Origin of the sequence: Methylobacterium sp. 1030, from assembly GCF_040544715.1 — a bacterium.
Classification (GTDB): domain Bacteria; phylum Pseudomonadota; class Alphaproteobacteria; order Rhizobiales; family Beijerinckiaceae; genus Methylobacterium.
This window is the reverse complement of the sequence record NZ_JBEPKM010000016.1, coordinates 108,277-132,953: the sequence shown is the minus strand read 5'-3', so window position 1 is coordinate 132,953 and position 24,677 is coordinate 108,277. Positions and strand designations below refer to the sequence as shown.

Genomic DNA, 24,677 nt, shown 5'->3' with positions numbered 1-24,677 from the left:
CGGGACATCGGTCCGCGGTCGGCTCTCATGAGATCCCTGGCGCTGTCATGCGTGCTCGCGGTCGCGTCCGTCTCCGCGGCCCTGCCGGACGCGGAAGCGACGCGTCCGGTGCAGGAGCGCTTTGCTCAAGAGCGCCCTCTAGCGGATGCCGTCTTCGTTCGGCCGCTCTATGGCACGTACCGCCATTGTGGCGGCTCCTGCCTGAAGAGCGGCGAACTGTCGTGGTTCTGCTTCGCCAGGCAGAGCTGCCACCTGAGCTGCGCGACCGCGCCGCCGCAGATGAAGTGCGCCGCCCCGTGAGGTGGGCGATCAGCGGACCTGGGTGCTGAAATTCGGCTGCGGCTTCAGCGTGCCGTTCTCGCTCTGGTCGGCGACCGCCGCGGGCAGGAACTCCGCCAGCACTGTGGGGACCCGCGCCTCCGGAACGCCGAGATCGTACGCGAGGCGCTCGGTCACGCCCTGCGGCAGGCAGGCCGCGATGGCGCTCTCCGGCACCGTCTGCCGCGCGCCCGAGCCGAGCCAGGATGCCACCGCCTCCCCGTGCCCGGTCTCCCGCAGGCGGTCGAGGAAGGACGGGAGGCCGCCGGGATAGAACTTCGCCAGCGACAGGGCGAGCTTGCCGCTGCCGGTCTCCTCGAGGGCCCGGTCGGCCGCCGCAACCACATCGCCGATCAGGGTCTTCGCACCGTCGAGCAGGCCCATGGTTCTCCACCGTCGCGCTTCTTCGTCGCAGGGTGAAGTCGGGCGCGAACCGGCGACGGCAAGCGCGTGCGGCAATTGCGCGGCGAACCGGCTAGGATCCCGGCGTCACGAACCCGGGAGCCATCGATGAAGCGCGTGCGGGCCGGCGTCCTGGAGGTCGCCTATCTCGAGTCCGGTCCGGCCGGCGGGCCGACGGCGGTGCTGCTCCACGGCTTCCCCTACGACGTCCACGCCTGCGCGGCCGCGGCCGCGCAGCTCGCCGCCGACGGCGTGCGCTGTCTCGTGCCGTACCTGCGCGGCTACGGGCCGACGCGCTTCCTGGATGCCGCCACGCCGCGCTCCGGCGAGCAGGCGGCGCTCGGGGCCGACCTGCTCGCCTTCCTCGACGCCCTCGGCGTCGGGAGCGCCGTGCTCGCCGGCTACGATTGGGGCGGCCGGGCCGCCTGCGTGGTGGCGGCGCTCTGGCCGGGCCGGGCCCGGGGCCTCGTCAGCTGCGGCGTCGGCTACAACATCCAGAACATCCCGGCCGCCGGGCGGCCGGCCGCGCCGGAAACCGAGTACCGCCTCTGGTACCAGTACTATCTCCACGGCGAGCGCGGCCGCGTTGGCCTCGCGGAGAACCGGGACGCCTTCTGCCGCCTGCTGTGGCAGCTGTGGTCGCCGACCTGGGCCTTCGACGCGGAGACTTTCGCGCGGACCGCCCGCGCCTTCGACAATCCCGACTTCGTCGACGTGGTGGTGCATTCCTACCGCCACCGCTTCGGCCTCGTTTCGAGCGATCCGGCGCTGGTGGCGATCGAGGGGCGGCTGGCGGCCCAGCCGGCGATCGCCGTGCCGTCGATCGTGCTGCTCGGCGCCGATGACGGCGTCGGGCCGCCGCCCGCCACGGATACCGACGCCCGCCATTTCACCGGGCCGTACCGGCGTGAGATCGTCGCGGGGGTCGGCCACAACTTTCCCCAGGAGGCGCCGGACGCCTTCGCGGCGGCGATACGCGCCCTGCTATGAGCGCGCCGCCGATGCCCGGCGGTTCGGCGTTGCTTTCGGGAAGCCCCTGGCTATAGTCCGCGCGCTTTTCGACAGGTCTGCGGGCGCCACATCCGGCGGCAGGCCTGCGCGCCATTCGCAGGAGACGCTCGTTGATCACCCCCGCCTTCGCGCAAGGGGCCGGTGCGGCCGCTGGCGGAGCGGAGATCGCCTTTCAGGTGGTCCCGTTCGTCCTGATTTTCGTGATCATGTACTTCCTGATCCTGCGACCGCAGCAGAAGCGGGTCAAGGACCACCAGGCGCTGCTCAAGTCCGTGCGCCGGGACGACACGGTCGTCACCAACGGCGGCCTCGTCGGCCGCGTGACCAAGGCTTCGGACGACCAGGCCGAGATCGAGGTCGAGATCGCCCCGAACGTGCGCGTGCGGGTGGTCCGGTCGATGATCTCCGAGGTCCGCGCCAAGGGCACGGTGAAGGCCGCCTGATTCCCGGTTGAACCGGCCGGCGCCGCGCGCCGGCCCAAAAGAGAAAAAGACGGCCGATGCTGCGCTTCTCCCGTGCGAAGATCATCGCGACACTGGGCCTGATCCTGGTGGGGCTGATGCTCGCCGTGCCGAGCTTCTTCTCGCCCGAGCAGCGCAAGAGCTTCGTCGCCAGCCTGCCCCCCTGGTTCCCCAGCTGGGTGGTGCCGACGCGCGCGATCGTGCTCGGCCTCGACCTGCAGGGCGGCTCGCAGCTGCTGCTCGAGGTGGACCAGAACGAACTGATCGCCTCGCAGGCGAAGGCCCTGCGCGACGACGTGCGCCGCGTGCTCCAGCAGGAGAACGTCCGCGCCGACGGCGGCATCGGCCTGCTGCCGCGCGGCGTGCAGGTGAAGATCGACGACGCCGCCGCCCGGGCCAAGGTCCTGCCGAAGCTCCAGGAGCTGTCGCAGCCGATCACCACCTCGATCGGCCAGACGGCGGCCCGCACCCTGGACATCGCCGAGCAGCCGGGCGGGGTGATCCGCTTGACCCTCACCGATGCCGGCATCACCGACCGCACCCGCCGGGCCGTGAGCCAGGGCATCGAGGTCATCCGGCGCCGCCTCGACTCGACCGGAACCACCGAGCCTTCGATCCAGCAGCAGGGCGCGGACCGGATCCTGATCCAGGTGCCCGGCGAGCAGAACCCGGAGCGGCTCGAGAAGCTGCTCGGCTCCACCGCCAAGCTCGAGTTCCGCATGCTCGCCGACAGCCCCTCGGGCGACGTCGACATGCTGCCCTCCAAGGACGAGAAGGGCGCCAAGGTCCCGGTGGAGCGCCGGGTCATGGCCGACGGCGGCGAGCTGACCGACGCGCAGCCGTCCTTCGACCAGCAGTCCCACGAGCCGATGGTGAGCTTCAAGTTCAACCTGCGCGGCGCGCAGCGCTTCGGACAGGCGACCTCGGAGAATATCGGCCGGCGCATGGCGATCGTGCTCGACAACGAGGTCGTGTCGGCCCCGGTGATCCGCTCGGCGATCACCGGCGGCTCGGGCCAGATCACCGGCAATTTCACCGTGCAGCAGGCCAACGATCTGGCGGTCCTGCTGCGCGCCGGCGCGCTGCCCGCGAAATTCACCGTGGTCGAGCGCCGCGTCGTCGGCCCGGGCCTCGGCCGCGACTCCATCGAGGCCGGCAAGCTCGCGACCCTGGTGGCGGCGGCCCTCGTCGTGACCTTCATGTTCGCGACCTACGGGACCTTCGGTTTCATCGCCAACATCGCCCTCATCGTCCACGTCGGGCTGATCCTCGGCCTGATGTCGGTGCTGGAGGCGACCATGACGCTCCCGGGCATCGCCGGCATCGTGCTCACCATCGGCACCGCGGTGGATTCGAACGTGCTGATCTACGAGCGCATGCGCGAGGAGCAGCGGGCCGGCCGCTCGCTGATCTCGGCGCTGCAGGCGGGCTTCGACCGGGCCTTCGCCACCATCATCGACTCGAACTCGACCATGGCGATCGCCGCCCTGATCCTGTTCTTCCTCGGCTCGGGCCCGGTGAAGGGCTTCGCCGTGGTCTTCATCCTCGGCATCCTCACCACGGTCATCACCGCGGTGACGCTGACCCGGATGATGATCGCGGTGTGGTACAATACGTTCCGGCCGAAGACCCTGCCGTTCTGATTAGTCTGGGAGGCCATCGAGGGAGCGCGGGCGGCGCGACGTGACCCCCCTGTCCCGCACGGGAGAGGGGACCCGCGCCTCGACCGTCCTCCATCGCGATGTCCGCGAATAGAGTACCGACCATGCGCCTGCTCCGCCTCTGGCCCGATGAATCGCATTTTGACTTCATGCGATTCCGGCGCTTCACCTTCCCGCTCTCGGCGGTGCTGTCGCTCGCGACCGTGGCGCTGTTCCTGACGATCGGCCTGAATTTCGGCATCGACTTCAAGGGCGGCACCCTGGTGGAGCTGCAGGCGAAGTCCGGCACCGCGGACGTGGCGTCGATCCGGCACACGGCCGCGGGCTTCGGCTTCGGCGAGCCGGAGGTTCAGGAACTCGGCAACCAGGGCACCGTGCTGGTCCGCCTGCCGCTCCAGCCCGGCGAGCAGGGCCAGACCGCGGTGATGAACAAGGCGCACGCCGCCTTTGACAAGGATTACGATTTCCGCCGCACCGAGACCGTCGGTCCGCGCGTCTCCGGCGAGCTCGTCCAGTCCGGCACGCTCGGCGTCGTGCTCTCCGTCGTGGCGGTGCTGCTCTACCTCTGGTTCCGGTTCGAGCGGGAGCTGGCGCTCGGCGCCATCGTGGGCACCCTCCACGACATCGTTCTGACCGTCGGCGTGTTCATCATCAGCCGGATCGAGTTCAACATGACCTCGATCGCCGCGATCCTGACGATCGTCGGTTACTCGCTGAACGAGACCGTGGTGGTGTTCGACCGGACCCGCGAGCTCATGCGCCGGTACAAGACCATTCCGACCGTCGACCTGCTCAACCTGTCGATCAACTCGACCATGTCGCGCACGGTGATGACGTCGATCTCGTCGGCGCTGTCGCTGCTGGCGCTGGTGCTGTTCGGCGGCGAGGCGATCAAGGGCTTCGCGGTGGTGATGCTCTGCGGCGTCCTGATCTGCACCTACTCGGCGATCTTCGTCTCGACGCCGGTGTTGATCTATCTGGGCCTGATGCTCTCGGGCGCCCGCGCGGCCTCGGAGCGGTCCGGCGTCCCGCAACCGGCGGAGTAGTCCCTTTCCCGAGATGGCCGATCAGCCAAGCCCGAAGAGCTTCGACTCCGGCTTCGTGCCGGGGCGGCACATCATCGACACCTACGGCAACGGCGGATTCCGCTTCGCCGGGATGTCGCATCGCGGCTCGATCCTGCTGCTGCCCTCCGGGGTCCGCGCCTGGGACGTGACGGAGCCGCGGGCCATCGACCGCACGGCCCTGCGCCCGGTTCAGGCCGAGGCCGACGGCATCGAGCTGCTGCTCGTCGGGACCGGCCTCGACATCGCGGCGATCGATCCCGCGCTCCGGGGCTGGCTGAAGGATCTCGGCGTCGGCCTCGACGTGATGCAGACCGGCGCCGCGGCCCGGACCTACAACATCCTGGTGGCCGAGAACCGCAAGGTCGCCGCCGCGCTGATCGCGGTGGCCTGATGCCGGAGGTCGACGGCCAGACCGCCGAGACCGGGCTCGCCTTCGCGCAGTCCCACTGCGAGGGCCTCGTGCGGGCCGGCGACCCGGACCGCTACTACGCGACCCTGTTCGCCCCGGCCGCCGCCCGCCCGCACCTCTTCGCCCTCTACGCCTTCTCGTTGACCATCGCGCGGGTGCGCGAGGCCGTCTCGAACCCGATGGCCGGCGAGATCCGCCTGCAATGGTGGCGCGACGCCCTGCAGGGCGAGGCGCGCGGCGACGTGCGCGCCAACCCGGTGGCGGCCGCCCTGGAGGAGGCGATCCGGGCGAACCGCCTCGGGCGCCAGCCCTTCGTCGACCTGATCGACGCCCGCGTCTTCGACCTCTACGAGGACCCGATGCCCCGGGTGAACGACCTCGAGGGCTATTGCGGCGAGACCGCCTCGGCGCTGTTCCGGCTGGCGAGCCTCGTGATCGGCAACGGCACCGAACCGGGCGGTGCGGGCGCGGCCGGGCATGCCGGCGTGGCGTACGGCATCACCGGGCTCCTGCGCGCCCTGCCCTGGCACGCCCGCGCGGGGCAAGTCTACCTGCCGGCCGACATCCTCGGCCGTTACGGCGTCACCCGCGAGGATATCGTGACGGGCCGCGGCGGTCCGGGCCTGCGCCGGGCCTGCGCCGACCTGCGCGCCCTCGCCCGGCAGCACCTGAAGGCCTTCGAGGCGGCCCGCCCAACCATCGCGCCCTCGGCGGGCGCCGCCTTCCTGCCCACGGCCCTGGTGGAGCCCTACCTCGCCGCCATGGAGCGGGCCTCCTACGACCCGCTCAACACGCCCGTCGAGCTGCCGCGCTGGCGCCGGCTGTGGCGCCTGTGGTGGGGGGCGCGGCGCGTCGGATAGCGGCGGCGTCTTTGCGAGCGGGGCGAAGCAATCCAGCGGCGCCACGCCTGCGGAGGGCGCGCGGCCACGGGTCGCTTCGCCGCGCGCGATGACGGAGGGTTGTCAGAGTACCTGCGCCAGTCCCGGCACCAGGGCCGCCAGACGCACCGGCGCGCCGAGCTCCGGCTCGGCCTCCGGCGTCGCCAGCACCGCCACCCGGCAGCCGCCGTCGCCGCGCAGGCCCGTCACCAGCCGTCCGCCCGGTTCCAGGGCCGCGCGCCAGTGCGATGGGATCGCGGGAACGCTGCCGTGGACGAGGATCCGGTCGAAGCCGCCGTCCGGCAGGTCCGGAGCCAAGCCGTCCGCCCGGACCACATGCACCTCGGACAGGGCCGCGAGCCGCCGCGTCGCCGCCCCGGCCAGCGAGGTGTAGCGCTCCAGGCTGAGCACCGCCCCGGCGCCCAGCTGGGCGAGCAGCGCGGTCACGTAGCCCGAGCCCGTGCCGATCTCCAGGACGCGCTGGCCGGGCTCGATCCGCAGCTGCGCCAGCATCAGCGCCACCGTCGACGGCGCCGTCATCGAGGCTCCGCACGACAGCGGCAGGGCGATGTCGCGCCGCGCGTGCTCCCGATGCGGCGGCGGCGCGAAGGTGTCCCGCGGGACCTGCTCCATGGCCCGCAGCACCGCGGTATCGCGCAGGCCGCGGCCCCGGAGCGCCATCACGAAGGCCGCGTTGCCGGCAGCCTCCTCCAGGCTGCCCAGATCGATCACTCGGCGAAAGCCTGCGCGAAGCGCGTCAGCGTCGGCTCGTCGGTGAGGTCGAGGCGCAGGGGCGTCACCGAGATCCGCTTCTCGGCGATGGCCTTGAGATCCGAGCCGTGGCCCGGCTCGAACCGGGCCTTGGCGAAGGCCAGCCAGAAATACGGGTTGCCGCGCCCGTCGACACGCGCGTCGATCGACAGCAGCGCCTGGTTGCGGAAGCCCTGCGCCGCCACCGCGACGCCCTGCACGTCGGCCGGCTCGCAGTCCGGGAAGTTCACGTTGACCAGGATGCCGGGCTCGATCCCGGTCTCCAGGATCTTCCGGACGACCTTCGCGCCGTGCGTCCGGGCGCAGTCCCACTTGAGCGCGCCGCGCCCGCCCGCGCCGTAGGCCTGGCTCATGGCGATGGAGCGGATGCCGAGGATCGTCCCCTCCATGGCGGCCGCGATCGTGCCCGAATAGGTCACGTCCTCGGCGACGTTCTGGCCGCGGTTGACCCCCGACAGGACGAGGTCCGGCCCGTGATCGCCCAGGATGTGGCGCACGCCCAGGATCACGCAGTCCGACGGCGTGCCCTTCACGGCGAAGCGCTGCTCCGAGACTTGCCGCAGCCGCAGCGGATCGTTGAGCGAGAGCGAGTGCGACACGCCGGACTGGTCGCTCTCCGGCGCCACGACCCAGACGTCGTCCGAGAGCTCGCGGGCGATCTCCTCCAGGGTACTGAGCCCCGGCGCGTGGATGCCGTCGTCGTTGGTGACCAGGATGCGCATCAGCGGGTGCCCTCGATCCGGTTGAGCCCGCCCATGTAGGGGTGGAGCACCGACGGGATGGTGATGCTCCCGTCCGGGTTCTGGTAGTTCTCCATCACGGCGATGAGCGCGCGGCCGACCGCGACGCCCGAGCCGTTGAGCGTGTGGACATAGGCCGGCTTGCCGTCCTTGCCCCGGTAGCGGGCATTCATCCGCCGGGCCTGGAAGTCGCCGCAGACCGAGCAGGACGAGATCTCGCGGTGGGTGCGCTGGCCGGGCACCCAGACCTCGATGTCGTAGGTCTTCTGGCTGGCGAAACCCATGTCGCCGGTGCAGAGCGTCATCACCCGGTAGGGCAGATCGAGCTTCTTCAGCACCGCCTCGGCGCTGGTCAGCATCCGCTCGTGCTCGTTGGCGGATTCCTCCGGCGTCGTGATCGAGACCAGTTCCACCTTGCTGAACTGGTGCTGGCGCAGCATGCCGCGGGTGTCCCGCCCCGCCGCCCCGGCCTCGGCCCGGAAGCAGGGCGTCAGGGCGGTGAAGCGCAGGGGCAGCTCCTCCTCGCGGAGGATCGCCTCGCGCACGAGGTTCGTCAGCGGCACCTCGGCGGTGGGCACGAGCCAGAAATGCTCGTCGCTGACCGGCGCGGCATCCGCGCCCGCCTGCCCCTGCAGCGACCTGACGTAATCGAGGCCCTTGAAGACCGAGAACTGGTCGTCCTCGAACTTCGGCAGCTGCGCGGTGCCGAACATGGCGGCGTCGCGCACCAGCACCGGCGGCGCCACCTCCAGGTAGCCGTGCTCCTGCGTGTGCAGGTCGAGCATGAACTGGCCGAGCGCCCGCTCCAGCCGCGCGAGCTGGCCCTTCAGCACCACGAAGCGCGAGCCGGACAGCTTGGCCGCCGCCTCGAAATCCATCAGGCCCGCGGCCTCGCCGAGCTCGAAATGCTCCTTGCCCTCGGTCAGCCGCTCGCGGGTCGCGGCGTGGCTGCGATAGAGGACGTTGCCGTGCTCGTCCGCGCCCTCCGGCACGTCGGACTTCGGCCGGTTCGGGATCGCGGCGAGGCGGTCTGCCAGGGTCTTGTCGGCCGCGTCCTGCGCCGCCTTCAGCTGCGGCTCGGCGCCCTTCAGGGCCGCGACCTCGGCCATCAGGGCGGCGGCGCGCTCCTCGTCCTTGGCCTTCTTGGCGCCGCCGATCTCCTTGGCCAGCGCGTTGCGCCGCTCTTGGTTGGCCTGCGCGGCCGAGACCGACGATTTCCGCGCCTCGTCGAGGGCGATCAGCTCGGCCGAGAGCGGCGCGAGGCCCCGGCGTTGGAGGTCGCGGTCGAAGGCGTCCGGGTTCTCCCGGATGGCGCGGATGTCGTGCATCGAGTCGGCTCGGGTCTTCTGCGCGGCGTCGAGCGCGCGGGTCCCGCTTTGCCGCATCGCGTCCGGTGGGACAAGCGCGCGGGAGCGTCCGAGCCGGCCGTCAGCCCTTCGGCGGCGCGAGCTTCAGCTGGTCGATCGCCCAGAGCCACGTGCCGTCCGCCTGCTCGCGGGCGACCTCCACCGAGAATGCGCCGTTGGGCAGCCGCGCGAAGGTCATGGCCAGCGCGCCGTTGCGCAGCGGCGGCGGCGTTTCCGGCGCCGGGAAGTCGGATTTGCGCGCCAGCAGGTCGGCGTAGAAGGTCCGGATCTCGGCGTGCCCCGTGGCGACGATGCGACCCGCCGCCAGCACCGCGTCGGGTTCGTAGAGGGCGACGAGGCCCTCGACGTCGCCGGCATTGGCGCGCTGATTGAACAGGGCGGCGAGCGCCTCGGGGGCGCGGGCGGGCTCTCGCGTCTGGTCCTGCATGGCGTCTCCTCACTCCGGGCATTGCGGCCATTGCGGCCATCGCGGCCGTTCGGTGCTGCGGCAATGCGCCGGGCGGCCGATCTTTCCCCGACGCGCGTCATTTCAGGCGCGTGCCGTGGCGGTCGGCCACCGACACGGCGACCGGAATCCCGGCCTTCACGCTCTCCGAGACGGTGCAGAACCGCTCGAACTGCTCCAGCACCCGGTCGATCCGCGGCATGTCGGCGGCGGCGGCGCCGAGCTGGATGTGGACGCCGATCCCGGTCAGGCGCAGCCGCCCTCCGGCGTTGCGCTCCACCCGGCAGGACGCCTCGGCCGCGACGCCGCGCGCGTCCTGGCGGAACTTGCCCAGGGCGAAGACGAGGCTGGCGCAGAGGCAGTTCGCGACGCCGGAGATCAGGAGCTGCTCGGGAAACGGCCCGGTCCCGTCGCCGATCGGGGGCGCCTCGTCGGTGCGCAGCGCCGGGAGGGCCGCGCTGAAATCGACCGTGAAGACGTAATCCGCGACCTGGGTGATCCGGATCGTCGGTTCCGCTTCCATCGATACTCCCCGGAGGACGTTTCGGCGCGACCGGCCGGGTATACCAACGCTCGATCCCGGTTCGCGTTCGGGAGGACCGCGCCATGCGTCCGGAAACGGATGATTTCCCCGGTTCTTCCCCGTAGAACCGGCCGCCTGACCTACCCGCACGCGAACCCCCCGATCCGATGACGAGCCCCGCCACCCTCGACACCCTGATGCCGCTCCTGGAGCGCATCGCCACCGCGCTGGAGCGGACCGCGCCCGCCGTCCCGCCAGCCTTCGACCCGAGCGCTGCCGACGCGTTCCTGTGGGGGCCCGAGCGCCGGCTGACCCCGGTGCCGCAGGTGGCCCGGGTGGAGATGGGCCTGCTCACCGGCATCGACCGGGCGCGCGACACCCTGGTGGAGAACACCGAGCGCTTCGCCCGCGGCCTGCCGGCCAACAACGCCCTGCTGTGGGGCGCCCGCGGCATGGGCAAGTCCTCGCTGGTCAAGGCGGCCCACGCCGAGATCAACGCCCGTCGGCCCGCCGGCAGCCTGCCGATGAAGCTCGTCGAGATCCACCGCGAGGACATCGAGGCGCTGCCCGACCTGATGGCCCTGCTGCGGCCGGACCCGCACCGCTGGCTCGTCTACTGCGACGACCTCTCCTTCGACGCCGACGACACCTCGTACAAGTCGCTCAAGACGGCGCTCGACGGCGGCATCGAGGGGCGGCCGGGGAACGTGCTGTTCTACGCCACATCGAACCGCCGCCACCTGCTCGCCCGCGACATGGTGGAGAACGAGCGCTCGACCGCCATCAACCCCGGCGAGGCGGTGGAGGAGAAGGTCTCGCTCTCGGACCGGTTCGGCCTCTGGCTCGGTTTCCACAAGTGCAGCCAGGACGAGTACCTAGCGATGATCCGCGCCTACGCCGACCGCTACGGCCTCGCCGTGGCGCCGGACCAGCTGCGCGCCGAATCCCTGGAATGGGCCACCACCCGCGGCTCGCGCTCGGGCCGGACCGCGTTCCAGTTCATCCAGGACCTAGCCGGGCGGCTCGGCAAGACGCTGGACTGAGGGGCGCCGCCGAGCTCCTGTCGTCATCCGCGTCCTGGTTGATGGCGTCGGCCGCGCCGTCTTTGCGAGCGGAGCGAAGCAATCCAGGCAGCGCCACGCCTGGCAATGTCGCGCTGCCCTGGGTCGCTTCGCTCCGCTCGTGATGACAGAGGGCGCGCTAGCGCCCGCTCGACCCGAACCCGCCCGCGCCCCGCTCCGAGCCGGGGCCGGGCGCGCCCTCCAGCACAGTCAGCGCCGGCCGCGTGATCCGCGTGAAGACGAGCTGCGCGATCCGCTCGCCCGGCTCGATCCGCACGGGCTCGGATGCGTCGCGATTCCAGGCGGAGACCAGCAGCGGACCCTCGTAATCCGCGTCGATCACACCGGTGCCGTTGCCGAGCACCAGTCCGTCCCGGTGTCCGCGGCCCGAGCGCGGGAAGATCAGCCCGCACCAGGCGGGATCGCGGATCAGCACGCTGACCCCCGCCGGGATCAGGACCGCCTTCCCCTGAGGCTGCAACTCCAGGGGCGCGTCGAGGCAGGCGTGCAGGTCGAGGCCGGCCGCGGCCGACGAACCCCAGCGCGGGAAGCCCCAGCCCGGCAGGCGCGGGTCGAGCAGCCGCAGCCCGACCTCCGGCAGGTCGCTCACGCGGTCATCCGCGCGATCGCCTCGGCCATGGCGAGCGTCCGCCGGGCGGCCTCGATGTGGAGGCGCTCGACCATCTTGCCGTCCACCGCGATGACCCCGCGCTCGCGGTTCTCCGGCGCGTCGAACACGTCCATCAGCCGGCGGGCCTGCGCGATCTCCTCGGCATCCGGCCCGAAGGCGGCGTTGGCCGGGCCGATCTGGCTCGGGTGGATCAGCATCTTGCCGTCGAAGCCGAGGTCGCGGCCCTGCGCGCACTCGGCCTCGAACCCGGTCGCGTCCTCGAGGTCGGTGAACACGCCGTCGATCGCCTCGATCTCGTAGGCCCGGGCGGCAGCCAGGACGTTCATCAGCCAGGGCAGCAGGGCGGCCCGCCCCGGCGGCCGGATCCGCGACGCCTTCAGCAGGTCGTTCGGGCCGATCACCAGGGCGCCGAGCCGGCCGTCCACGTCCCGGGCCGCGCCCGCGATCTCGGCGGCGTTCACCACCGCCATCGGCGTCTCGATCATCGCCCAGACCCGCGTCGCCAGGGGCGCGCCGAGGCGGCGCAGGCGGGAGCCCACGGCGATCAGCGCGTCGGAGGTCCGGACCGTCGGCACTAGGATCGCGTCCGGGGCGGCCGGCGCGAGCGCCACGAGGTCGGCCTCGCCGTCCTCGGTCTCCGGCGGGTTGATGCGGACCACGACCTCGCGCGGGCCGAAGCCCCGCGCGGCGACCGCGGTGGCGACCTGGGCGCGGGCCGCCGCCTTCGCGGCGGGGGCGGTGCCGTCCTCGAGGTCGATCAGGATCACGTCGGCGGGGAGCGACCGCGCCTTCTCCAGCGCCCGGGCGTTGGAGCCCGGCATCGCCAGCACGCTGCGACGGGGACGGATCTCGCTCATCACGCTTCTCCCGGGCCGGCGGCGCCCTCGGCGACGCGGATAGCTTTCCGCGCGCATCCCGGCAAGAACGCGGGCCGGAACGGCGGCCGCACGCACCGCGGCGGGGGAATGGCATGGCGCGCTGGATCGCGGGACTGGACGGCTGCCGCGGCGCCTGGGCGGGCGCGCTCCTCGACCTCGACGACCCCGACCGGCACCGCTGCGCCCTGTTCCCCGACGTCGCCGCGCTCCTCGACGCGCCGGAGCGGCCCGGCATCGTCGGGATCGACGTGCCGATCGGGCTGCCCGACCGGATCACCGGCGGCGGCCGCGGCGCCGACCGGGCCGCGCGCGCCCGGCTCGGGCCGGCGCGGGCCTCGGTGTTCCCGATGCCGCCGCGGAGCGCGGTCTACGCCCCCGACTACGCCGCCGCGAAGGCCGCCTCGCGGGCCGCGAGCGACCCGCCCTTCGCGCCGTCGATCCAGGGCTACAACATCTTCCGCTACGTCCGCGCGGTCGACACGCTCCTGCGGGAGCGCCCGGAGGCGCGCGCGCGGGTCCACGAGGTCCATCCCGAGGTGGCCTTCCACGCCCTCAACGGCGGCCGGCCGCTCGGCTTGCCCAAGAAGGGCAGGCGCGCCCGCGAGGGGCTGGACCTCCGGCGGGCGCTCCTCGCAGCGGCGGGCCTGCCGGACGCGCTGATCGGGTCCCGGGTCAAGGGCGTTCCGGAGGACGACCATCTCGACGCGCTGGCCGCCCTCGTGGTGGCCCGCGACATAAGCCTCGGACAGGCCGTGCCGCTGCCGGATCCGCCCGAGCGCGACGCCTTCCGGCTCCCCGTCGTGATCTGGGCACCGGCGCCCCGCCCGCCGTCCTGAACCGGCGCCCCGCACCTCCGCCGGGCGCGTCGGCGACCGCAACGTGCTGTTTTGCACGCAGGCGCGCGCGCGGCCGGTGTCCGTCCCCGACGCGCGCTCTAGCTCTGGCTGCATGAGCGCCGCGAACCCCCTGCCCGTCCGACACATCGCCCGCGCGATCGTCCTCGATCCGCGGGACCGGATCCTGCTCATCGCCTACACGTCGGTCCACGCGAGGGGGCCGGACGGGGCGCCGCTCCGGTTCTGGTTCATGCCCGGCGGCGGCCTTGAGCCCGGCGAGGACCACGTCACCGCCTGCCGGCGGGAACTCGAGGAGGAGATCGGCCGGGGCGACGCCGCGATCGGCCCGCAGGTCGCGGCCTGCGACGGCCCGTTCCACCTGTTCCGCCAGGCACGGGACGCCCGGGAGCGCTACTTCCTCGTCCGCCTGCCCGACGACCGGGTCGACACGAGCCGGCTCGCCGAGACCGAGGACAACCCGCTGATCGGGACGCGCTGGTGGCCGCTCGACGAGTTGCGCGCTAGCGGTGAGCACGTCGAGCCGGCCGGTCTCGCGGATCTGGCGTCGGACCTCGCGCGCGGGACTATTCCGGCCCAGCCGCGCGTTCTTGCTTGGCGAGGACTTTGATTTCACTCCCGCTGTCGCGGATTTGTCTAACTGGAGACGACTTTATGTTCCCCGTCTACCTGACCGAAGGCTACCGGTCCTTCCTCCTCGACCGCTTCCCGACCGAGCGTCGGCGCTTCGCGCAGCTCGCCTCGACGCAGAATCCGGAGATCCTTGTCATCAGCTGCTGCGACAGCCGGGTCTCGCCCAGCGCGATCTTCAATGCCGGCCCGGGCGAGCTGTTCACGATCCGCAACGTCGCCAACCTCGTGCCGGTCTACCAGCCGGACGGCCAGTATCACGGCACCTCGGCGGCCCTGGAATTCGCCGTCCAGGCCCTGGAGGTGAAGCACATCGTCGTCCTCGGGCATGCCACCTGCGGCGGCATCAAGGCCTGGGCCAACAAGGCGAAGCCGCTCTCGCCCGGCGACTTCATCGGCAAGTGGGTCTCGCTCGTGGGTCAGGCCGAGGACAAGGCCGGCGATCCCGCCGCGCCGAACTACCTGACCAAGCTGGAACATGCCGTGGTCGTCCAGAGCATGGAGAACCTGCTGACCTTCCCGTTCGTGAAGGAGCGGGTCGACGACGGCCGCCTCGAGATCCACGGCGCGCATTTCGGCGTGGCCAGCGGCTCCCTGCTGGTGCGCGATCCGCAGTCCGGCGAGTTCAAGCCGCCGATCGACACGACCGGCCAGTCGGTCCGTTCCGTCGCCGCCATCGCGTGCGAGTGAGCGCACGGCGCGGGCGCTGAGATTCGGGACCGGTCGGCCGGTCCCGGATCCGATGATGCTGGGACGCGCCGGCGCGGCGCGTCCGCGAAGGTCGTTCGCCGCGGTCGGCCGGCGATCATCCTGGCTCGAACAGCCATCGACATGAGAAAGGCGGCGGGCTCGCGCCCGCCGCCTTCTCGTTCGGCCCGGCCGAGGCCGGGCCGTCGAAGTCCGTGCCGCTTACATGGCGCCCGGGAGACGCTCGGCCTGCTGCAGGTGCATCTGCAGGGCCGGCAGGGCCTGCTGGGCGTAGTTGCGCAGGGCCGGGTTCGGGCCGCCCTGAGCGTAGGCCTGGGTCATCGCGATGGTCATCTGATGGGCCTGGATCTGCTGCGACGCGTACAGGCGGTCGAAGCGGGCGCCGGCCGGGGCGGCCGAGAGCTGGGCCAGCATCGCCTGCTGCTCCGGGTTCGGCGGGACGATCGTCGAGGCGCCGGTCGCCATCACGTCGCCGCGGCCGATCTGGCCACCCGCGGCGGCGCCGCGCGCCGCGCCGGCACCCGCGCCCTCGAGGCCGCCGACCGGGCCGCCCGCCAGGGTGCCGCCGACCACGCCGGTCGCCGCGCCGACGCCGGCGCCCACGGCGCTGCCCGCCACCGCGATCGGGGCGGTGACCAGGCCACCGAGGCCCGGATCGCCGGCGACGCCGTTCATCTGGCCGCCGGCCAGGGCTACGTTGGCGGCGCGGTGGTCACGGAGCACCTCCTGGGCGTAGGAGCGGATGCGCGGGTTGCGCGACTTGGACAGGGCGATCTGCGAGGACTGGATCTCGAAGGCGTTCGCCTGCATCGACTGCATGCGGAAGTCGTTGGCGCTCTGGGCCATGGCCGGGGTCGACAGCGCCAGGACGAGCGCGGACGCGGCAGCGTAGTTCTTCAGCATCGGGACCTCTGTTCGAGATGGGCACGCGAACCGCGGAAGGACGCCGCATGTGCAGCACGGACGCCTCGGCAGACGACGTCGCAGGCAACTCGGAGCCGGCGGGTTCGCGAATTGGTCCGTCAACGAGGCTATCGGCTTATGGTTCCTGCCGTTTTCGCATCGGACAATACGGTTCCCGAGCGGATCTAATCCGGCGCGCGTGCCCTCTCGGTGGATCCCGCAGGATGCCGATCGCGCTCGTCCGGGACGGTGGCCTCGGCGGGTGGGTCCTTCCGGCCGCACCTCCGGGCAGGGCTCGAAGCGCGACGCGCGCGGGCAGCCCGTGATCGTCGTCGCCGTCCAGATCCTCCGCGCCGCCGCCGCCCTCATGGTGGCATGGCATCACGCGCGGCACGAGGCGGGCCTCCTCGCTGACCGGGGCGCCGGCCCGGCGCTCGATCCCGCGACGCTGCTGCCCTGGTGGGGCGGAGTCGACCTGTTCTTCGTGATCTCCGGCTTCGTCATCGTCCATGCCGGCGGCCGGCTCGCGGGCCGGTCGGGCGGCCGCGCCCGCTTCCTCGCCCACCGGGTCGCCCGGGTGGTGCCCCTCTACTGGCTGGTGAGCCTGCTCTACCTCGTCCTGGCGCTCGCGCGGCCGGACCTTCTGGGCGAGGCCGCCGCGCTGGTGCGCGACCCGGTCGCCCTCGCGGCGAGCTTCCTGTTCTGGCCGGCGGCCCGCCCCGACGGCACCGTCCAGCCGCTCTACGGCCTCGGCTGGACCCTGAACTACGAGGCGGCCTTCTACGCACTCTTCGCCGCGGGTCTCGGCTTCGGGCGGCGCGGCGCCGTCGCGTGGCTGTGCGGGAGCTTGGCCGTCCTCGTGGCGGTCGGCGCCCTCGTGCCGGGCCTGCCGGTGCCGCTGCGCTTCTGGTCGGATCCGATCGTACTCGAATTCGCCGCCGGCGCCGGTCTCGCCGTCGCCTGGGGCGCGGGGTTCCGGCCGGCCCTCCCCCTGCGGGTCGGGCTCGCGGTGCTGGGCGTGCTGGGGCTGATCCTGGCCGCGCGGGTGCTCGCGGGTCTCGGCGAGGCCGACGGGTTCCTGCGCCCGCTCCTCGTCGGCGGGCCGGCCGTCCTGCTGGTGGCGGCCGCCCTCGGGCCACCCCGCGACGCGGCCGCGGTCGCGCGGCTGCCGTCCCCCGTGCGCGGGCTCGTCGCGCTCGGCGACGCGTCCTACGCCCTCTACCTCGTGCACCCGTTCGCGCTGCGCCTCGTGCGCGAGGCGCTGCTCCGGCTCGGCCTTGCCCCCGCCCTGCATCCCTGGGCCGGCATGGCGCTGATGCTCGCGGGCAGCGCCGCGGCCGCGCTCGTGGTCCACCGCCTCGTCGAGCGGCCCCTGACCCGGGCCCTCCGGAGGCGGCTCGATCCGGGCGCGCCGCAAAACCGTGTGCGCGCCGTGCCGGCCCCGGTTCCACCGCGCGGCCGGGAGGATTAGCCTCGCCTGCCCGAGGAGAAGGCCAGCATGAAGACCCTGCTCGTTCCCGTCGCGATGCACGACGCCCTGCCCTCCGTCTTCGAGACGACCCGGCTGGCGGCCACGCGCTTCGGCAGTCTGATCGAGGGCGTGTCTCTGCGCCCGGCGCTGGCCGAGTACGTGCCGGTCGACATGGTCGGCGGCATGACGTGGCTGCGCGACGAGGAGGCCGACCGGGCCGAGGCCGAGGAGGCGGGCGGCCGCTTCGTGGCCTTCATGGACGGCGCCGGCATCCCGCGGCACGCCCGCGACGGGCTCTGCATACCGGACCGGGTGCCGGATGCCGGACCGCGCTACCGCTGGCGACAGGACGTCCCCACCGGCGACGCGTTCCTCGGGCAGTACGCGCGGCTGTTCTCGGCAACGGTGGTCGGGCGTCCCGGCACCACCGACAACGCCCCGCGCATGACCACGTTCGAGACGGCCCTGTTCGAGAGCGGCCGCCCGATCCTGCTGGCGCCGCCTACGGCACCGGCCAGCCTCGGTGACGCCGTGGTCATCGCCTGGAACGGGTCGACCGAGACCGCCCGGGCGGTGGCTTTCGCGATGCCGTTCCTGCGGCGGGCCGAGCGGGTGCTCGTGCTCAGCGTCGAGGGCGGCATGGTGCCGGGCCCGACCGCGCAGGATCTCGCCCAGGCCCTGGCCTGCGAGGGTGTGGACGCGTCGCACCGGGCCCTGCCGGCCGGCCGGCGCGTGCCCGGCGAGACCTTTCTGGCGGAGGCGAAGGCGTTCGGCTGCGATCTTCTCATCAAGGGCGCCTACACCCAGAGCCGCCTGCGCCAGATGATCTTCGGCGGCGTCACCAGCCACGTTCTCGCCCACGCCGACATGCCGGTGCTGATGGCGCATTGAGCGCTCCGCGAGCCCGGCCGACGGATTGCGGCACCGCATGTCCTTCGGCGCCGGGAACCCTGCCCGGTGACCAGCGTTCGGGTCCCGCGGCCGGACGGCACGCCCATTGTCCACACGCTCGGAAAGGAGCCCCGTGAAGAGCCCCGTCAGACGTCTCTTCCTCGCCGGCCTTCTGGCGATCGCGACCATCCCCGCCGCACGCGCTGAGCCGGCGACCGTCCGGTTCCGCGGCACCGTGGTCCAGGCCGATTCGGAGCGCGTGGAGATCCGCCGCACCAGCGGCAGCACCCTGGCCGTGCGGATGGGCCCCCGGACCCGCATCTACGCGGTGAACGGCGCCAGCCTGCGGGCGATCAAGCCGGAGAGCTACGTCAGCGTCCTCGGTGCGTCCGATTCCGAGCCGCGGCAGGCGACCGCCGTGACCCTGTACTCTCCGTCCGAGCGCGGGTTCGAGGCCGGCAGCCAGACCTGGGACACCGCGCAGGGCGCGCGCCTCACCGCCGGCTGGGTGGCCGACGTGCAGCGGGGCGCGCCGATGCGTCTGACCCTCGCCTATAACGGCGGCCAATCGTCCTTCGCGATCCCCGACGACACGCCGGTGACGCAGTTCTCGCCTGGTGAGAAGGCGATGCTCCAGCGGGGCGCCGCCGTGACGATCTTCGCGCGCCCGGACGAGGACGGCGGGCTGATGGCGGGGACGATCGCGGTGGGCCGCCAGGGCGTCGTGCCGGGTCTCTGAGCCGATCGGGCCGCTGCGTCACCGACGGCGCAGCAAACCCGCGCGCCGACGCGGAAGCTGCGCTACACCGGTCGGCGATGACCGAGCCCGCCTTCACCCTCGACCCGCGCCTGTCGGCTGACACCGCCGAAGTGGGCGACCTCGCCCTGTGCCGCGTGCTGCTGATGGACGATGCCCGGTTCCCGTGGCTGATCCTAGTGCCGCGCCGCCCGAACCTCACCGAGATCACCGACCTCTCCGAGACCGATGCCGCGGCGCTCTGGAAGGAGATCCGCCTCACCACGGGGGTGATGCAGGCCCTATCCAAGCCCGACAAGGTGAATGTCGGCGCCCTGGGCAACGTGGTGTCGCAGCTCCACGTCCACGTGGTCGGCCGCTTCCGGTCGGATCCCGCCTGGCCGGGGCCGGTCTGGGGGTTCGAGACCCGCAAGCCCTACCCGCCCCACGCCCGCGCCCAGCTCCTCGAGCGCGCCGGCGCCCTCTTCTCCGCGGCCTGACCCTCGCATGACCGATCCCCGCGACACCCTCGGCTTCGTCCGAAACCGCCTCGACCGGCACTCGGCCGAGCAGCCCGAGGAGGCGGTGCCCGCCTTCGACACGCCCGAGGCCCGCCTCGTGCTGATCTGCGGCGACCGGATCGTGCTACGCGGGGAGACCGCGCTGATCGCGGTCGCGGAGGCGGCGGACCTCGCGGGCGGGACGCGCATCTTCCTCGGGCACCGGGACGGGCAGCCCGTCTTCGCCGCCGCCGCGCCGGCCGAGGCCGCGGAGCGCTTCTCCGAGGGGCCGACCCGTACCCTCGACCTGAGGTCGATCGCCACCGACTCCGCCGTGGAGGCCGAGGAGCTCGGCCTGCTCGCCGTGGCCAAGTCCATGCTCGACTGGCACGCCCGCCACGGTTTCTGCGCCAATTGCGGCACCGCCACCGTCTCGAAGGCCGGCGGCTTCCGCCGGGAATGCCCGAGTTGCAGCGCCCACCATTTCCCCCGGGTCGATCCGGTGGTGATCATGCTGGTGCGCCGGGGCGACACCTGCCTGCTCGGCCGGGGTCCGCATTTCCGCCCGCACATGTATTCCTGCCTCGCGGGCTTCCTGGAGCCCGGCGAGACGATCGAGGACGCGGTGCGCCGCGAGGTGTTCGAGGAGACGCAGATCCGCGTCGGCGCCGTCACCTACCGGACGTCGCAGCCCTGGCCGTTCCCGTCGTCGCTGATGATGGGCTGCGCCGCCGAGGCGCTCGACGAGGTTATCGTGACCGATCCCAGCGAGCTGGAGGATGCGCGCTGGTTCAGCCGGGCCGACGTCGCGGCCATGCTGGCGGGAACGCATCCCGAGGGGATCCTGGCGCCGCCGCCCATGGCGATTGCCAACTACCTGATGCGCGCCTTCGTGGCCGGCGAGACCTGATCCGGATCAGCCGGACGCGCCGGAGCCGCTGATCTGCAGCTCCCCCGCCGCGCCCGCGTCATCGGCCTCAGACCGCGACGCGGGCCTGCTCCGCCTGGGCCGGCAGCGCGCCACGCATCTCCGAGAAGGCCTCGCCCACCATCAGCAGCGCCGGCCCGTCGAGGCCCGCCGCCTCGACCCGGTCGGCGAGGTCGGCGGCCGTGCCGCGCAGGGCCTGCTGGTTCGGGCGGGTGGCGTTGAACACCAGCAGCGCCGGCGTCGTGGGCGCCAGCCCCTCCTCCACGGCGCGCGCCAGCAAGGCCCGCAGGGTCCGCTTCGGCATGTAGACGATCGTGGTGACGCTCGGATCGGCGAGAGCGCCCCAGTTCAGGTCGTCCGGCAGCGCCCCGCGGCGGTCGTGGCCGGTGACGAACTGGAGCCGGCGCGCGGCGTCGCGATGGGTCAGGGACAGGCCGAGGGACGCCGCCGCACCCTGCGCGGCCGAGACGCCCGGCACCACGGTCACCGGGATGCCGGCGGCCCGGCAGGCCTCGATCTCCTCGCCGGCCCGGCCGAAGACCAGCGGGTCGCCGGATTTCAACCGCACCACCTGCTTGCCGGAGCGGGCGAGCTGCACCATCAGCGCGTTGATGTCGTCCTGGCGGCAGGACGGGCCGTGGCCGGTCTTGCCCACCAGCATGGTGCGGGCCTCGCGGCGGGCGTAGTCCAGGATCTCGGGTGCGACGAGGTCGTCGTAGAGGATGACGTCGGCGTTGCGCAGCGCCCGCAGCGCCTTGAGCGTGAGCAGCTCCGCGTCGCCGGGGCCGGCCCCGACCAGCGTCACGGCGCCGCCCTTCGGAGCGGTCTCGGTCTCGCCGAGCAGCTCGGCGAGATCCCGGTCCGACGGCGCCCGGTCGGGCTCCGCGAAGGCCCGGTCGGTGAAGCGCTCCCAGAAGAACCGCCGGTCGGCGAAGCCGTGGAAGCGGGCCGTGACGCCGTCGCGCCAGTCGCGGGCGGCCGCGACCCAGCGACTGAACCCGCGGGGCAGCATCGCCTCGATCCGGGCGCGCACGGTCTGCCCGAAGACCGGGGCCGCGCCCTCGGTCGAGATGCCGACCACGAGCGGCGAGCGGTTGACGATGGCGCCGAACTTCACGTCGCAGAGGTGTGGCCGGTCCACCGCGTTGACGATGGCGCCGGCGCCGCGGGCGGCCGCCACGAAGGCGACGCACTCGGCCTCGTCCTCCATCGCGCCGATGCAGAAGGCCGCGCCCCAGAGATCGTCCGGGCTCCAGGGGCGTTCGTGCAGGACCACCTGCCCGTCGACGATCTCGCCCGGCACGGCGCGCAGCTCCTCGCCGGGCTCGGGCGCGTAGACGTCGACATGGGCGCCGGCGGCGGCCAGCACCTTCACCTTCCAGGGAGCGCCGCCGGACGAGCCGGCGAGCACCACCCGCTTGCCGCGCAGGGGGACGAAGACGGGCAGCACCGCCAGCGGCTCCAGGCCGGCAGCCTTGGTCTCGCGGGGGGCGCGGGCTGCGCGCAGGGGGGTCTCGGTCACGGGCCTGTCCTGAATCGTCCTGATCCGGCCGGTCCCGACTGCCCCCTCATCCTCGGGTACCGGAGCGGAGGCCTCGAAGGAGGCTCCAGTCGGCCGCGATCCCTGGAGCTCTTCTTCGAGGACCGCTGACGCGGGCACCTCAGGATGAGGTGATCTGACAGGAGAAGCCGATCCATCCTCGCCGGCGAGTGTATCAGAAAATCACGCGGCGCATGCGGTCTGCCCGGCCAGCATCTTGCGGATCTCCGGTATGCACGAGCCGCAATTCGTCCCGGCCTTGCAGGCGGCACCCACCGCCTCCACGGAGCCGGCGCCTCCGGCGATGGTCGCGGCGATAATGTCCGCGCCGACGCCGTGACAGGCGCAGACCACCGGACCCGCCGAGGCGGTCGCCGCGCGGCCCGAGAGCAGCGCCCGCCGCTCGGCGGCGTCGGGCGCCTCGGCGGCGAACAGGACCTTGGCGGCCTCCCAGTCCGGCCGCTCGGCGGCGGGGGCGTAGGCGAGGCAGGCGACGAGGCGGTCGCCGTCGTAGACCGCGCAGCGGTAGCGATCGCGGGCGTGGTCGGCGTATTCCGCCAGCTCGCCGCCCGGCAGCGCCTCGCTCTGGATCAGCCCGCGCACCATCAGCGCCACGGCGCGGGAGCTGTCGGCGGTGGCGAACTGCGCGCCCCAGCCGCCGGTGATCGCGGCGCGCGCCCACCACCAGCCCTCGGGCAGCGCCACCTGTCGGCGCGTCAGCAGGAAGCCGCGGGCGCGGTAGCCGACGGACTCGATCGCCGCGGGGGTCGCCTTGAGCTCGGGCTGACCCGAGACCGGGTCGGTCATGCCCCGCACCAGCGCGCCGACCCGGGCCCGCGACGCGAAGGCGCCGCCCCAGTGCATCGGCATGAACAGGCTGCCCGGCACCACCGTGTCGGTGACCGTCACCTCCAGCTCGGCCGCGCCGTGCGCGGTCGTGAGCCGGGCGATGTCGCCCTCCGCGAGGCCGTGGGCCGCCGCGTCGTCCGGATGAACCTCGACGAACGGCACGGCCCGGTGCGCGGAGAGCCGCTGGCTCTTCCCGGTGCGCGTCATCGTGTGCCAGTGGTCGCGAACCCGGCCGGTGTTAAGCATGAGCGGGAACGCCGCCGAGGCCGCGAGCGCGAGGGCCGGCGGCTGCACCGCGACGAAGCGGGCGCGCCGGTCGAAGGTGTAGAACCGGCCGTCGCCGAACAGCCTCGCCTTCCCCTGTTGGGCGCCCCGGAAGCCGGAGCGCTTCGGGATCGGCCACTGCACCGGCAGGGCCGCCTCGTAGGCGGCGTCGCCGATGTCCGCGAGCGCGCCGAGGTCGAAATCGCGGGTGCCGTTGTTCTCGTAGGCCGAGAGCCCGGCATGCTCGCGGAAGATCGCGGCGGCGGAATCGAACGCGAAGGCCCGGCCGTGGCCGAGGCGGCGCCCGACATCCGCCAGCGCCGCCCAGTCCGGCTTGGCCTCGCCGGGGCTCGCGAGGAAGCGGCGCTGGCGCGAGATCCGGCGCTCGGAATTGGTGACCGTGCCGTCCTTCTCGCCCCAGGCCTGGGCGGGGAGAAGCACGGTGGTCTTGGCCCGCCCCCGCGCGGTGTCGGAATCCGCCACCGCCTCGGACACCACGTAGAGGTCGAGGCCGGCGAGCGAGTCCCGGATCGCGTCGGCCCGCGGCATCGAGACCAGCGGGTTGGTGCCCATCACCCACAGCGCCTTGATCTTGCCCCGGCCGATCGCCTCGAACAGCGCCACCGCCTTCATGCCCTCGCCGGTGATGATCCGCGGGGCGCCCCAGTAGCGGCGCACCCGGTCCACCTCCTCGGGGGTGAAGTGCATGTGGGCGGCCAGCATGTTGGCGAGCCCCCCGACCTCGCGCCCGCCCATGGCGTTCGGCTGGCCGGTCAGCGAGAACGGCCCCATCCCGGTCTCGCCGATCCGGCCGGTGACGAGGTGGCAGTTGATGATGCTGTTGCCCTTGTCGGTCCCCTGCGCCGACTGGTTCACCCCCTGCGAGAAGGCCGTGACCACCCGGCGGGTGCCGGCGAACAGGGCGTAGAAGGCCGCGATGTCGGCCTCGGTCACGCCGGTGACGGCGGCGACAGCCGCGAGGTCCGGCGCGATCTGGCGGGCGCGGTCGAGGGCGCCGTCGAGGCCGGCCGTGTGGGAATCGATGAAGGCGCGGTCGCGGAAACCGTTGTCCGACAGGTAGACCAGCAGGCCCGAGAACAGGGCGGTGTCGGTGCCCGGCCGGATGCCGAGGAACAGGTCGCATTCCTGCGCGGTCTGGGTCCGGCGCGGGTCGATGACCACGAACTTGGTGCCGCGGCGCTCCTTGGCGTCGGCCATGCGGCGGAACAGGACCGGGTGGCACCACGCGGTGTTGGAGCCGACCAGCACGATCAGGTCGGCCTCGTCGAGATCCTCGTAGCAGCCCGGGACCGTGTCGGAGCCGAAGGCCCGGCGGTGGGCCGCGACCGCGCTCGACATGCAGAGCCGCGAGTTGGTGTCCACGTGCGGCGTGCCGATGAAGCCCTTCGCGAGCTTGTTGGCGACGTAGTAATCCTCGGTGAGGAGCTGGCCCGAGAGGTAGAAGGCGATCGCGTCCGGCCCGTGCTCGTCCGCCACCGCGCGGAGCTTGCCCGCGACCGTGTCGAGCGCGGCATCCCACGAGACCTGGGCGCCGTCGACCTGCGGGTGGAGCAGGCGGTTCTCGAGCGACAGGGTCTCGCCCAGCGCCGAGCCCTTCGAGCACAGGCGGCCGAAATTGGCCGGGTGCTCGGAATCGCCCGCGATGGTGGCGCCGCCCTGCCCGTCCGGGGTCGCGAGCACGCCGCACCCGACCCCGCAATAGGGGCAGGTGGTCCGCACCGTCGGCGCCGCCACTGGCTGGGTCATGGCTGAATCCTCG

27 protein-coding genes are annotated in these 24,677 nt (G+C 72.8%); 16 read left to right on the top strand and 11 right to left on the bottom strand.

The genetic code is table 11. The annotated features are described in order from the left end of the window. Positions 1–27 precede the first annotated feature (27 nt). Complete coding sequence (locus ABIC30_RS22785) at positions 28–300, top strand: hypothetical protein (RefSeq protein ID WP_020094211.1); 273 nt, start codon at positions 28–30, stop codon at positions 298–300. 9 nt (positions 301–309) lie between these two features. Here the strand turns inward: ABIC30_RS22785 and ABIC30_RS22780 are convergent, their stop codons facing one another. After that, the gene (locus tag ABIC30_RS22780) at positions 310–702 is read right to left on the bottom strand and encodes a YidB family protein (protein WP_020094210.1); all 393 of its coding nucleotides are present in this window, start codon (positions 700–702) and stop codon (positions 310–312) included. A 126-nt stretch (positions 703–828) separates the two neighbouring features. Between ABIC30_RS22780 and ABIC30_RS22775 the strand changes: the two genes are divergently transcribed. The 6 genes from ABIC30_RS22775 to ABIC30_RS22750 all read left to right on the top strand — a co-directional run bounded on the left by ABIC30_RS22775 (position 829) and on the right by ABIC30_RS22750 (position 6,189). Further along, entirely contained in the window at positions 829–1,710 is an 882-nt protein-coding gene (locus ABIC30_RS22775) for an alpha/beta fold hydrolase (protein WP_020094209.1), read from the top strand. Positions 1,711–1,841: 131 nt separating this feature from the next. Further along, positions 1,842–2,174, top strand: coding sequence for a preprotein translocase subunit YajC (gene yajC / locus ABIC30_RS22770; RefSeq protein ID WP_020094208.1), 333 nt, complete (start codon positions 1,842–1,844; stop codon positions 2,172–2,174). Positions 2,175–2,230: 56 nt separating this feature from the next. Beyond that, positions 2,231–3,835 carry a protein translocase subunit SecD gene (gene secD / locus ABIC30_RS22765; RefSeq protein ID WP_020094207.1) on the top strand — a complete coding sequence of 535 codons (1,605 nt, stop codon included), beginning with the start codon at positions 2,231–2,233 and terminating at the stop codon, positions 3,833–3,835. Positions 3,836–3,957: 122 nt separating this feature from the next. Further along, entirely contained in the window at positions 3,958–4,899 is a 942-nt protein-coding gene (secF, locus tag ABIC30_RS22760; RefSeq protein WP_012319245.1) for a protein translocase subunit SecF, read from the top strand. A 13-nt stretch (positions 4,900–4,912) separates the two neighbouring features. Then, complete coding sequence (locus tag ABIC30_RS22755) at positions 4,913–5,311, top strand: Mth938-like domain-containing protein (protein WP_020094205.1); 399 nt, start codon at positions 4,913–4,915, stop codon at positions 5,309–5,311. Next, positions 5,311–6,189 carry a phytoene/squalene synthase family protein gene (locus ABIC30_RS22750; protein WP_020094204.1) on the top strand — a complete coding sequence of 293 codons (879 nt, stop codon included), beginning with the start codon at positions 5,311–5,313 and terminating at the stop codon, positions 6,187–6,189. Before ABIC30_RS22755 ends, ABIC30_RS22750 begins: the two co-directional genes overlap by 1 nt. 102 nt (positions 6,190–6,291) lie before the next feature. Here ABIC30_RS22750 and ABIC30_RS22745 read toward each other — a convergent pair whose 3' ends face one another. From ABIC30_RS22745 to ABIC30_RS22725, 5 genes are all read right to left on the bottom strand, one after another. Next, on the bottom strand, positions 6,292–6,939 hold the full coding sequence (locus ABIC30_RS22745; protein ID WP_020094203.1) for a protein-L-isoaspartate O-methyltransferase family protein: 648 nt from the start codon (positions 6,937–6,939) through the stop codon (positions 6,292–6,294). Further along, positions 6,936–7,700, bottom strand: coding sequence for a 5'/3'-nucleotidase SurE (gene surE / locus ABIC30_RS22740; protein ID WP_020094202.1), 765 nt, complete (start codon positions 7,698–7,700; stop codon positions 6,936–6,938). The genes ABIC30_RS22745 and surE overlap by 4 nt, the downstream gene beginning before the upstream one ends. Continuing rightward, entirely contained in the window at positions 7,700–9,046 is a 1,347-nt protein-coding gene (serS, locus tag ABIC30_RS22735) for a serine--tRNA ligase (protein WP_026605089.1), read from the bottom strand. The genes surE and serS overlap by 1 nt, the downstream gene beginning before the upstream one ends. Before the next feature lie 100 nt (positions 9,047–9,146). Beyond that, positions 9,147–9,512, bottom strand: a complete 366-nt coding sequence (locus ABIC30_RS22730; RefSeq protein ID WP_020094200.1) for a YybH family protein — start codon at positions 9,510–9,512, stop codon at positions 9,147–9,149. A 97-nt stretch (positions 9,513–9,609) separates the two neighbouring features. Next, a complete protein-coding gene (locus ABIC30_RS22725; RefSeq protein WP_020094199.1) occupies positions 9,610–10,053 on the bottom strand; it encodes an OsmC family protein in 444 nt (147 codons plus the stop codon). Positions 10,054–10,220: 167 nt separating this feature from the next. Between ABIC30_RS22725 and ABIC30_RS22720 the strand changes: the two genes are divergently transcribed. Continuing rightward, the gene (locus ABIC30_RS22720; RefSeq protein WP_020094198.1) at positions 10,221–11,096 is read left to right on the top strand and encodes an ATP-binding protein; all 876 of its coding nucleotides are present in this window, start codon (positions 10,221–10,223) and stop codon (positions 11,094–11,096) included. A gap of 157 nt (positions 11,097–11,253) precedes the next feature. Here the strand turns inward: ABIC30_RS22720 and dut are convergent, their stop codons facing one another. Beyond that, a complete protein-coding gene (gene dut / locus ABIC30_RS22715; RefSeq protein ID WP_020094197.1) occupies positions 11,254–11,724 on the bottom strand; it encodes a dUTP diphosphatase in 471 nt (156 codons plus the stop codon). Next, positions 11,721–12,602 carry an HpcH/HpaI aldolase/citrate lyase family protein gene (locus ABIC30_RS22710; RefSeq protein WP_354456111.1) on the bottom strand — a complete coding sequence of 294 codons (882 nt, stop codon included), beginning with the start codon at positions 12,600–12,602 and terminating at the stop codon, positions 11,721–11,723. Before ABIC30_RS22710 ends, dut begins: the two co-directional genes overlap by 4 nt. Positions 12,603–12,715: 113 nt before the next feature. Here ABIC30_RS22710 and ABIC30_RS22705 point away from each other — a divergent pair, with 113 nt between their 5' ends. From ABIC30_RS22705 to ABIC30_RS22695, 3 genes are all read left to right on the top strand, one after another. Continuing rightward, on the top strand, positions 12,716–13,459 hold the full coding sequence (locus ABIC30_RS22705) for a DUF429 domain-containing protein (protein WP_020094195.1): 744 nt from the start codon (positions 12,716–12,718) through the stop codon (positions 13,457–13,459). A gap of 112 nt (positions 13,460–13,571) precedes the next feature. Further along, positions 13,572–14,087: an NUDIX hydrolase gene (locus ABIC30_RS22700; protein WP_020094194.1), complete on the top strand. Its 516-nt coding sequence runs from the start codon at positions 13,572–13,574 to the stop codon at positions 14,085–14,087. A 44-nt stretch (positions 14,088–14,131) separates the two neighbouring features. Beyond that, positions 14,132–14,797, top strand: coding sequence for a carbonic anhydrase (locus ABIC30_RS22695; protein ID WP_020094193.1), 666 nt, complete (start codon positions 14,132–14,134; stop codon positions 14,795–14,797). 219 nt (positions 14,798–15,016) lie between these two features. Here ABIC30_RS22695 and ABIC30_RS22690 read toward each other — a convergent pair whose 3' ends face one another. After that, positions 15,017–15,718 carry a DUF4142 domain-containing protein gene (locus tag ABIC30_RS22690; protein WP_020094192.1) on the bottom strand — a complete coding sequence of 234 codons (702 nt, stop codon included), beginning with the start codon at positions 15,716–15,718 and terminating at the stop codon, positions 15,017–15,019. A 322-nt stretch (positions 15,719–16,040) separates the two neighbouring features. Between ABIC30_RS22690 and ABIC30_RS22685 the strand changes: the two genes are divergently transcribed. The 5 genes from ABIC30_RS22685 (at position 16,041) to nudC (ending at position 20,226) form a co-directional block, all read left to right on the top strand. Further along, entirely contained in the window at positions 16,041–17,189 is a 1,149-nt protein-coding gene (locus ABIC30_RS22685) for an acyltransferase family protein (protein ID WP_354456119.1), read from the top strand. Between the two features lie 27 nt (positions 17,190–17,216). After that, a complete protein-coding gene (locus tag ABIC30_RS22680) occupies positions 17,217–18,080 on the top strand; it encodes a universal stress protein (protein WP_020094190.1) in 864 nt (287 codons plus the stop codon). 133 nt (positions 18,081–18,213) lie between these two features. After that, positions 18,214–18,819: a hypothetical protein gene (locus ABIC30_RS22675; RefSeq protein ID WP_020094189.1), complete on the top strand. Its 606-nt coding sequence runs from the start codon at positions 18,214–18,216 to the stop codon at positions 18,817–18,819. A gap of 77 nt (positions 18,820–18,896) precedes the next feature. Then, a complete protein-coding gene (locus tag ABIC30_RS22670) occupies positions 18,897–19,316 on the top strand; it encodes an HIT domain-containing protein (RefSeq protein WP_020094188.1) in 420 nt (139 codons plus the stop codon). A gap of 7 nt (positions 19,317–19,323) precedes the next feature. Beyond that, complete coding sequence (gene nudC, locus ABIC30_RS22665) at positions 19,324–20,226, top strand: NAD(+) diphosphatase (RefSeq protein WP_020094187.1); 903 nt, start codon at positions 19,324–19,326, stop codon at positions 20,224–20,226. Positions 20,227–20,293: 67 nt separating this feature from the next. Here nudC and cysG read toward each other — a convergent pair whose 3' ends face one another. Then, positions 20,294–21,766 (bottom strand): siroheme synthase CysG, encoded by a 1,473-nt coding sequence (gene cysG, locus ABIC30_RS22660; protein ID WP_020094186.1) that lies wholly within the window; start codon positions 21,764–21,766, stop codon positions 20,294–20,296. A gap of 201 nt (positions 21,767–21,967) precedes the next feature. Continuing rightward, a complete protein-coding gene (locus ABIC30_RS22655) occupies positions 21,968–24,664 on the bottom strand; it encodes a nitrate reductase (RefSeq protein ID WP_354456110.1) in 2,697 nt (898 codons plus the stop codon). Positions 24,665–24,677: the final 13 nt, after the last annotated feature.

What these genes read in the sequence shown, in the direction of transcription:
- ABIC30_RS22695 (WP_020094193.1), top strand. Translation starts at nt 14,132, where the DNA reads ATGTTCCCCGTCTACCTGACCGAAGGCTACCGGTCCTTCCTCCTCGAC.
- nudC (WP_020094187.1), top strand. Translation starts at nt 19,324, where the DNA reads ATGACCGATCCCCGCGACACCCTCGGCTTCGTCCGAAACCGCCTCGAC.
- ABIC30_RS22785 (WP_020094211.1), top strand. Translation starts at nt 28, where the DNA reads ATGAGATCCCTGGCGCTGTCATGCGTGCTCGCGGTCGCGTCCGTCTCC.
- ABIC30_RS22680 (WP_020094190.1), top strand. Translation starts at nt 17,217, where the DNA reads ATGAAGACCCTGCTCGTTCCCGTCGCGATGCACGACGCCCTGCCCTCC.
- serS (WP_026605089.1), bottom strand. Translation starts at nt 9,046, where the DNA reads ATGCACGACATCCGCGCCATCCGGGAGAACCCGGACGCCTTCGACCGC.
- ABIC30_RS22730 (WP_020094200.1), bottom strand. Translation starts at nt 9,512, where the DNA reads ATGCAGGACCAGACGCGAGAGCCCGCCCGCGCCCCCGAGGCGCTCGCC.
- ABIC30_RS22750 (WP_020094204.1), top strand. Translation starts at nt 5,311, where the DNA reads ATGCCGGAGGTCGACGGCCAGACCGCCGAGACCGGGCTCGCCTTCGCG.
- ABIC30_RS22700 (WP_020094194.1), top strand. Translation starts at nt 13,572, where the DNA reads ATGAGCGCCGCGAACCCCCTGCCCGTCCGACACATCGCCCGCGCGATC.
- ABIC30_RS22725 (WP_020094199.1), bottom strand. Translation starts at nt 10,053, where the DNA reads ATGGAAGCGGAACCGACGATCCGGATCACCCAGGTCGCGGATTACGTC.
- ABIC30_RS22690 (WP_020094192.1), bottom strand. Translation starts at nt 15,718, where the DNA reads ATGCTGAAGAACTACGCTGCCGCGTCCGCGCTCGTCCTGGCGCTGTCG.
- ABIC30_RS22720 (WP_020094198.1), top strand. Translation starts at nt 10,221, where the DNA reads ATGACGAGCCCCGCCACCCTCGACACCCTGATGCCGCTCCTGGAGCGC.
- ABIC30_RS22670 (WP_020094188.1), top strand. Translation starts at nt 18,897, where the DNA reads ATGACCGAGCCCGCCTTCACCCTCGACCCGCGCCTGTCGGCTGACACC.
- ABIC30_RS22755 (WP_020094205.1), top strand. Translation starts at nt 4,913, where the DNA reads ATGGCCGATCAGCCAAGCCCGAAGAGCTTCGACTCCGGCTTCGTGCCG.
- secF (WP_012319245.1), top strand. Translation starts at nt 3,958, where the DNA reads ATGCGCCTGCTCCGCCTCTGGCCCGATGAATCGCATTTTGACTTCATG.
- secD (WP_020094207.1), top strand. Translation starts at nt 2,231, where the DNA reads ATGCTGCGCTTCTCCCGTGCGAAGATCATCGCGACACTGGGCCTGATC.
- ABIC30_RS22655 (WP_354456110.1), bottom strand. Translation starts at nt 24,664, where the DNA reads ATGACCCAGCCAGTGGCGGCGCCGACGGTGCGGACCACCTGCCCCTAT.
- ABIC30_RS22705 (WP_020094195.1), top strand. Translation starts at nt 12,716, where the DNA reads ATGGCGCGCTGGATCGCGGGACTGGACGGCTGCCGCGGCGCCTGGGCG.
- surE (WP_020094202.1), bottom strand. Translation starts at nt 7,700, where the DNA reads ATGCGCATCCTGGTCACCAACGACGACGGCATCCACGCGCCGGGGCTC.
- ABIC30_RS22775 (WP_020094209.1), top strand. Translation starts at nt 829, where the DNA reads ATGAAGCGCGTGCGGGCCGGCGTCCTGGAGGTCGCCTATCTCGAGTCC.
- ABIC30_RS22710 (WP_354456111.1), bottom strand. Translation starts at nt 12,602, where the DNA reads ATGAGCGAGATCCGTCCCCGTCGCAGCGTGCTGGCGATGCCGGGCTCC.
- ABIC30_RS22780 (WP_020094210.1), bottom strand. Translation starts at nt 702, where the DNA reads ATGGGCCTGCTCGACGGTGCGAAGACCCTGATCGGCGATGTGGTTGCG.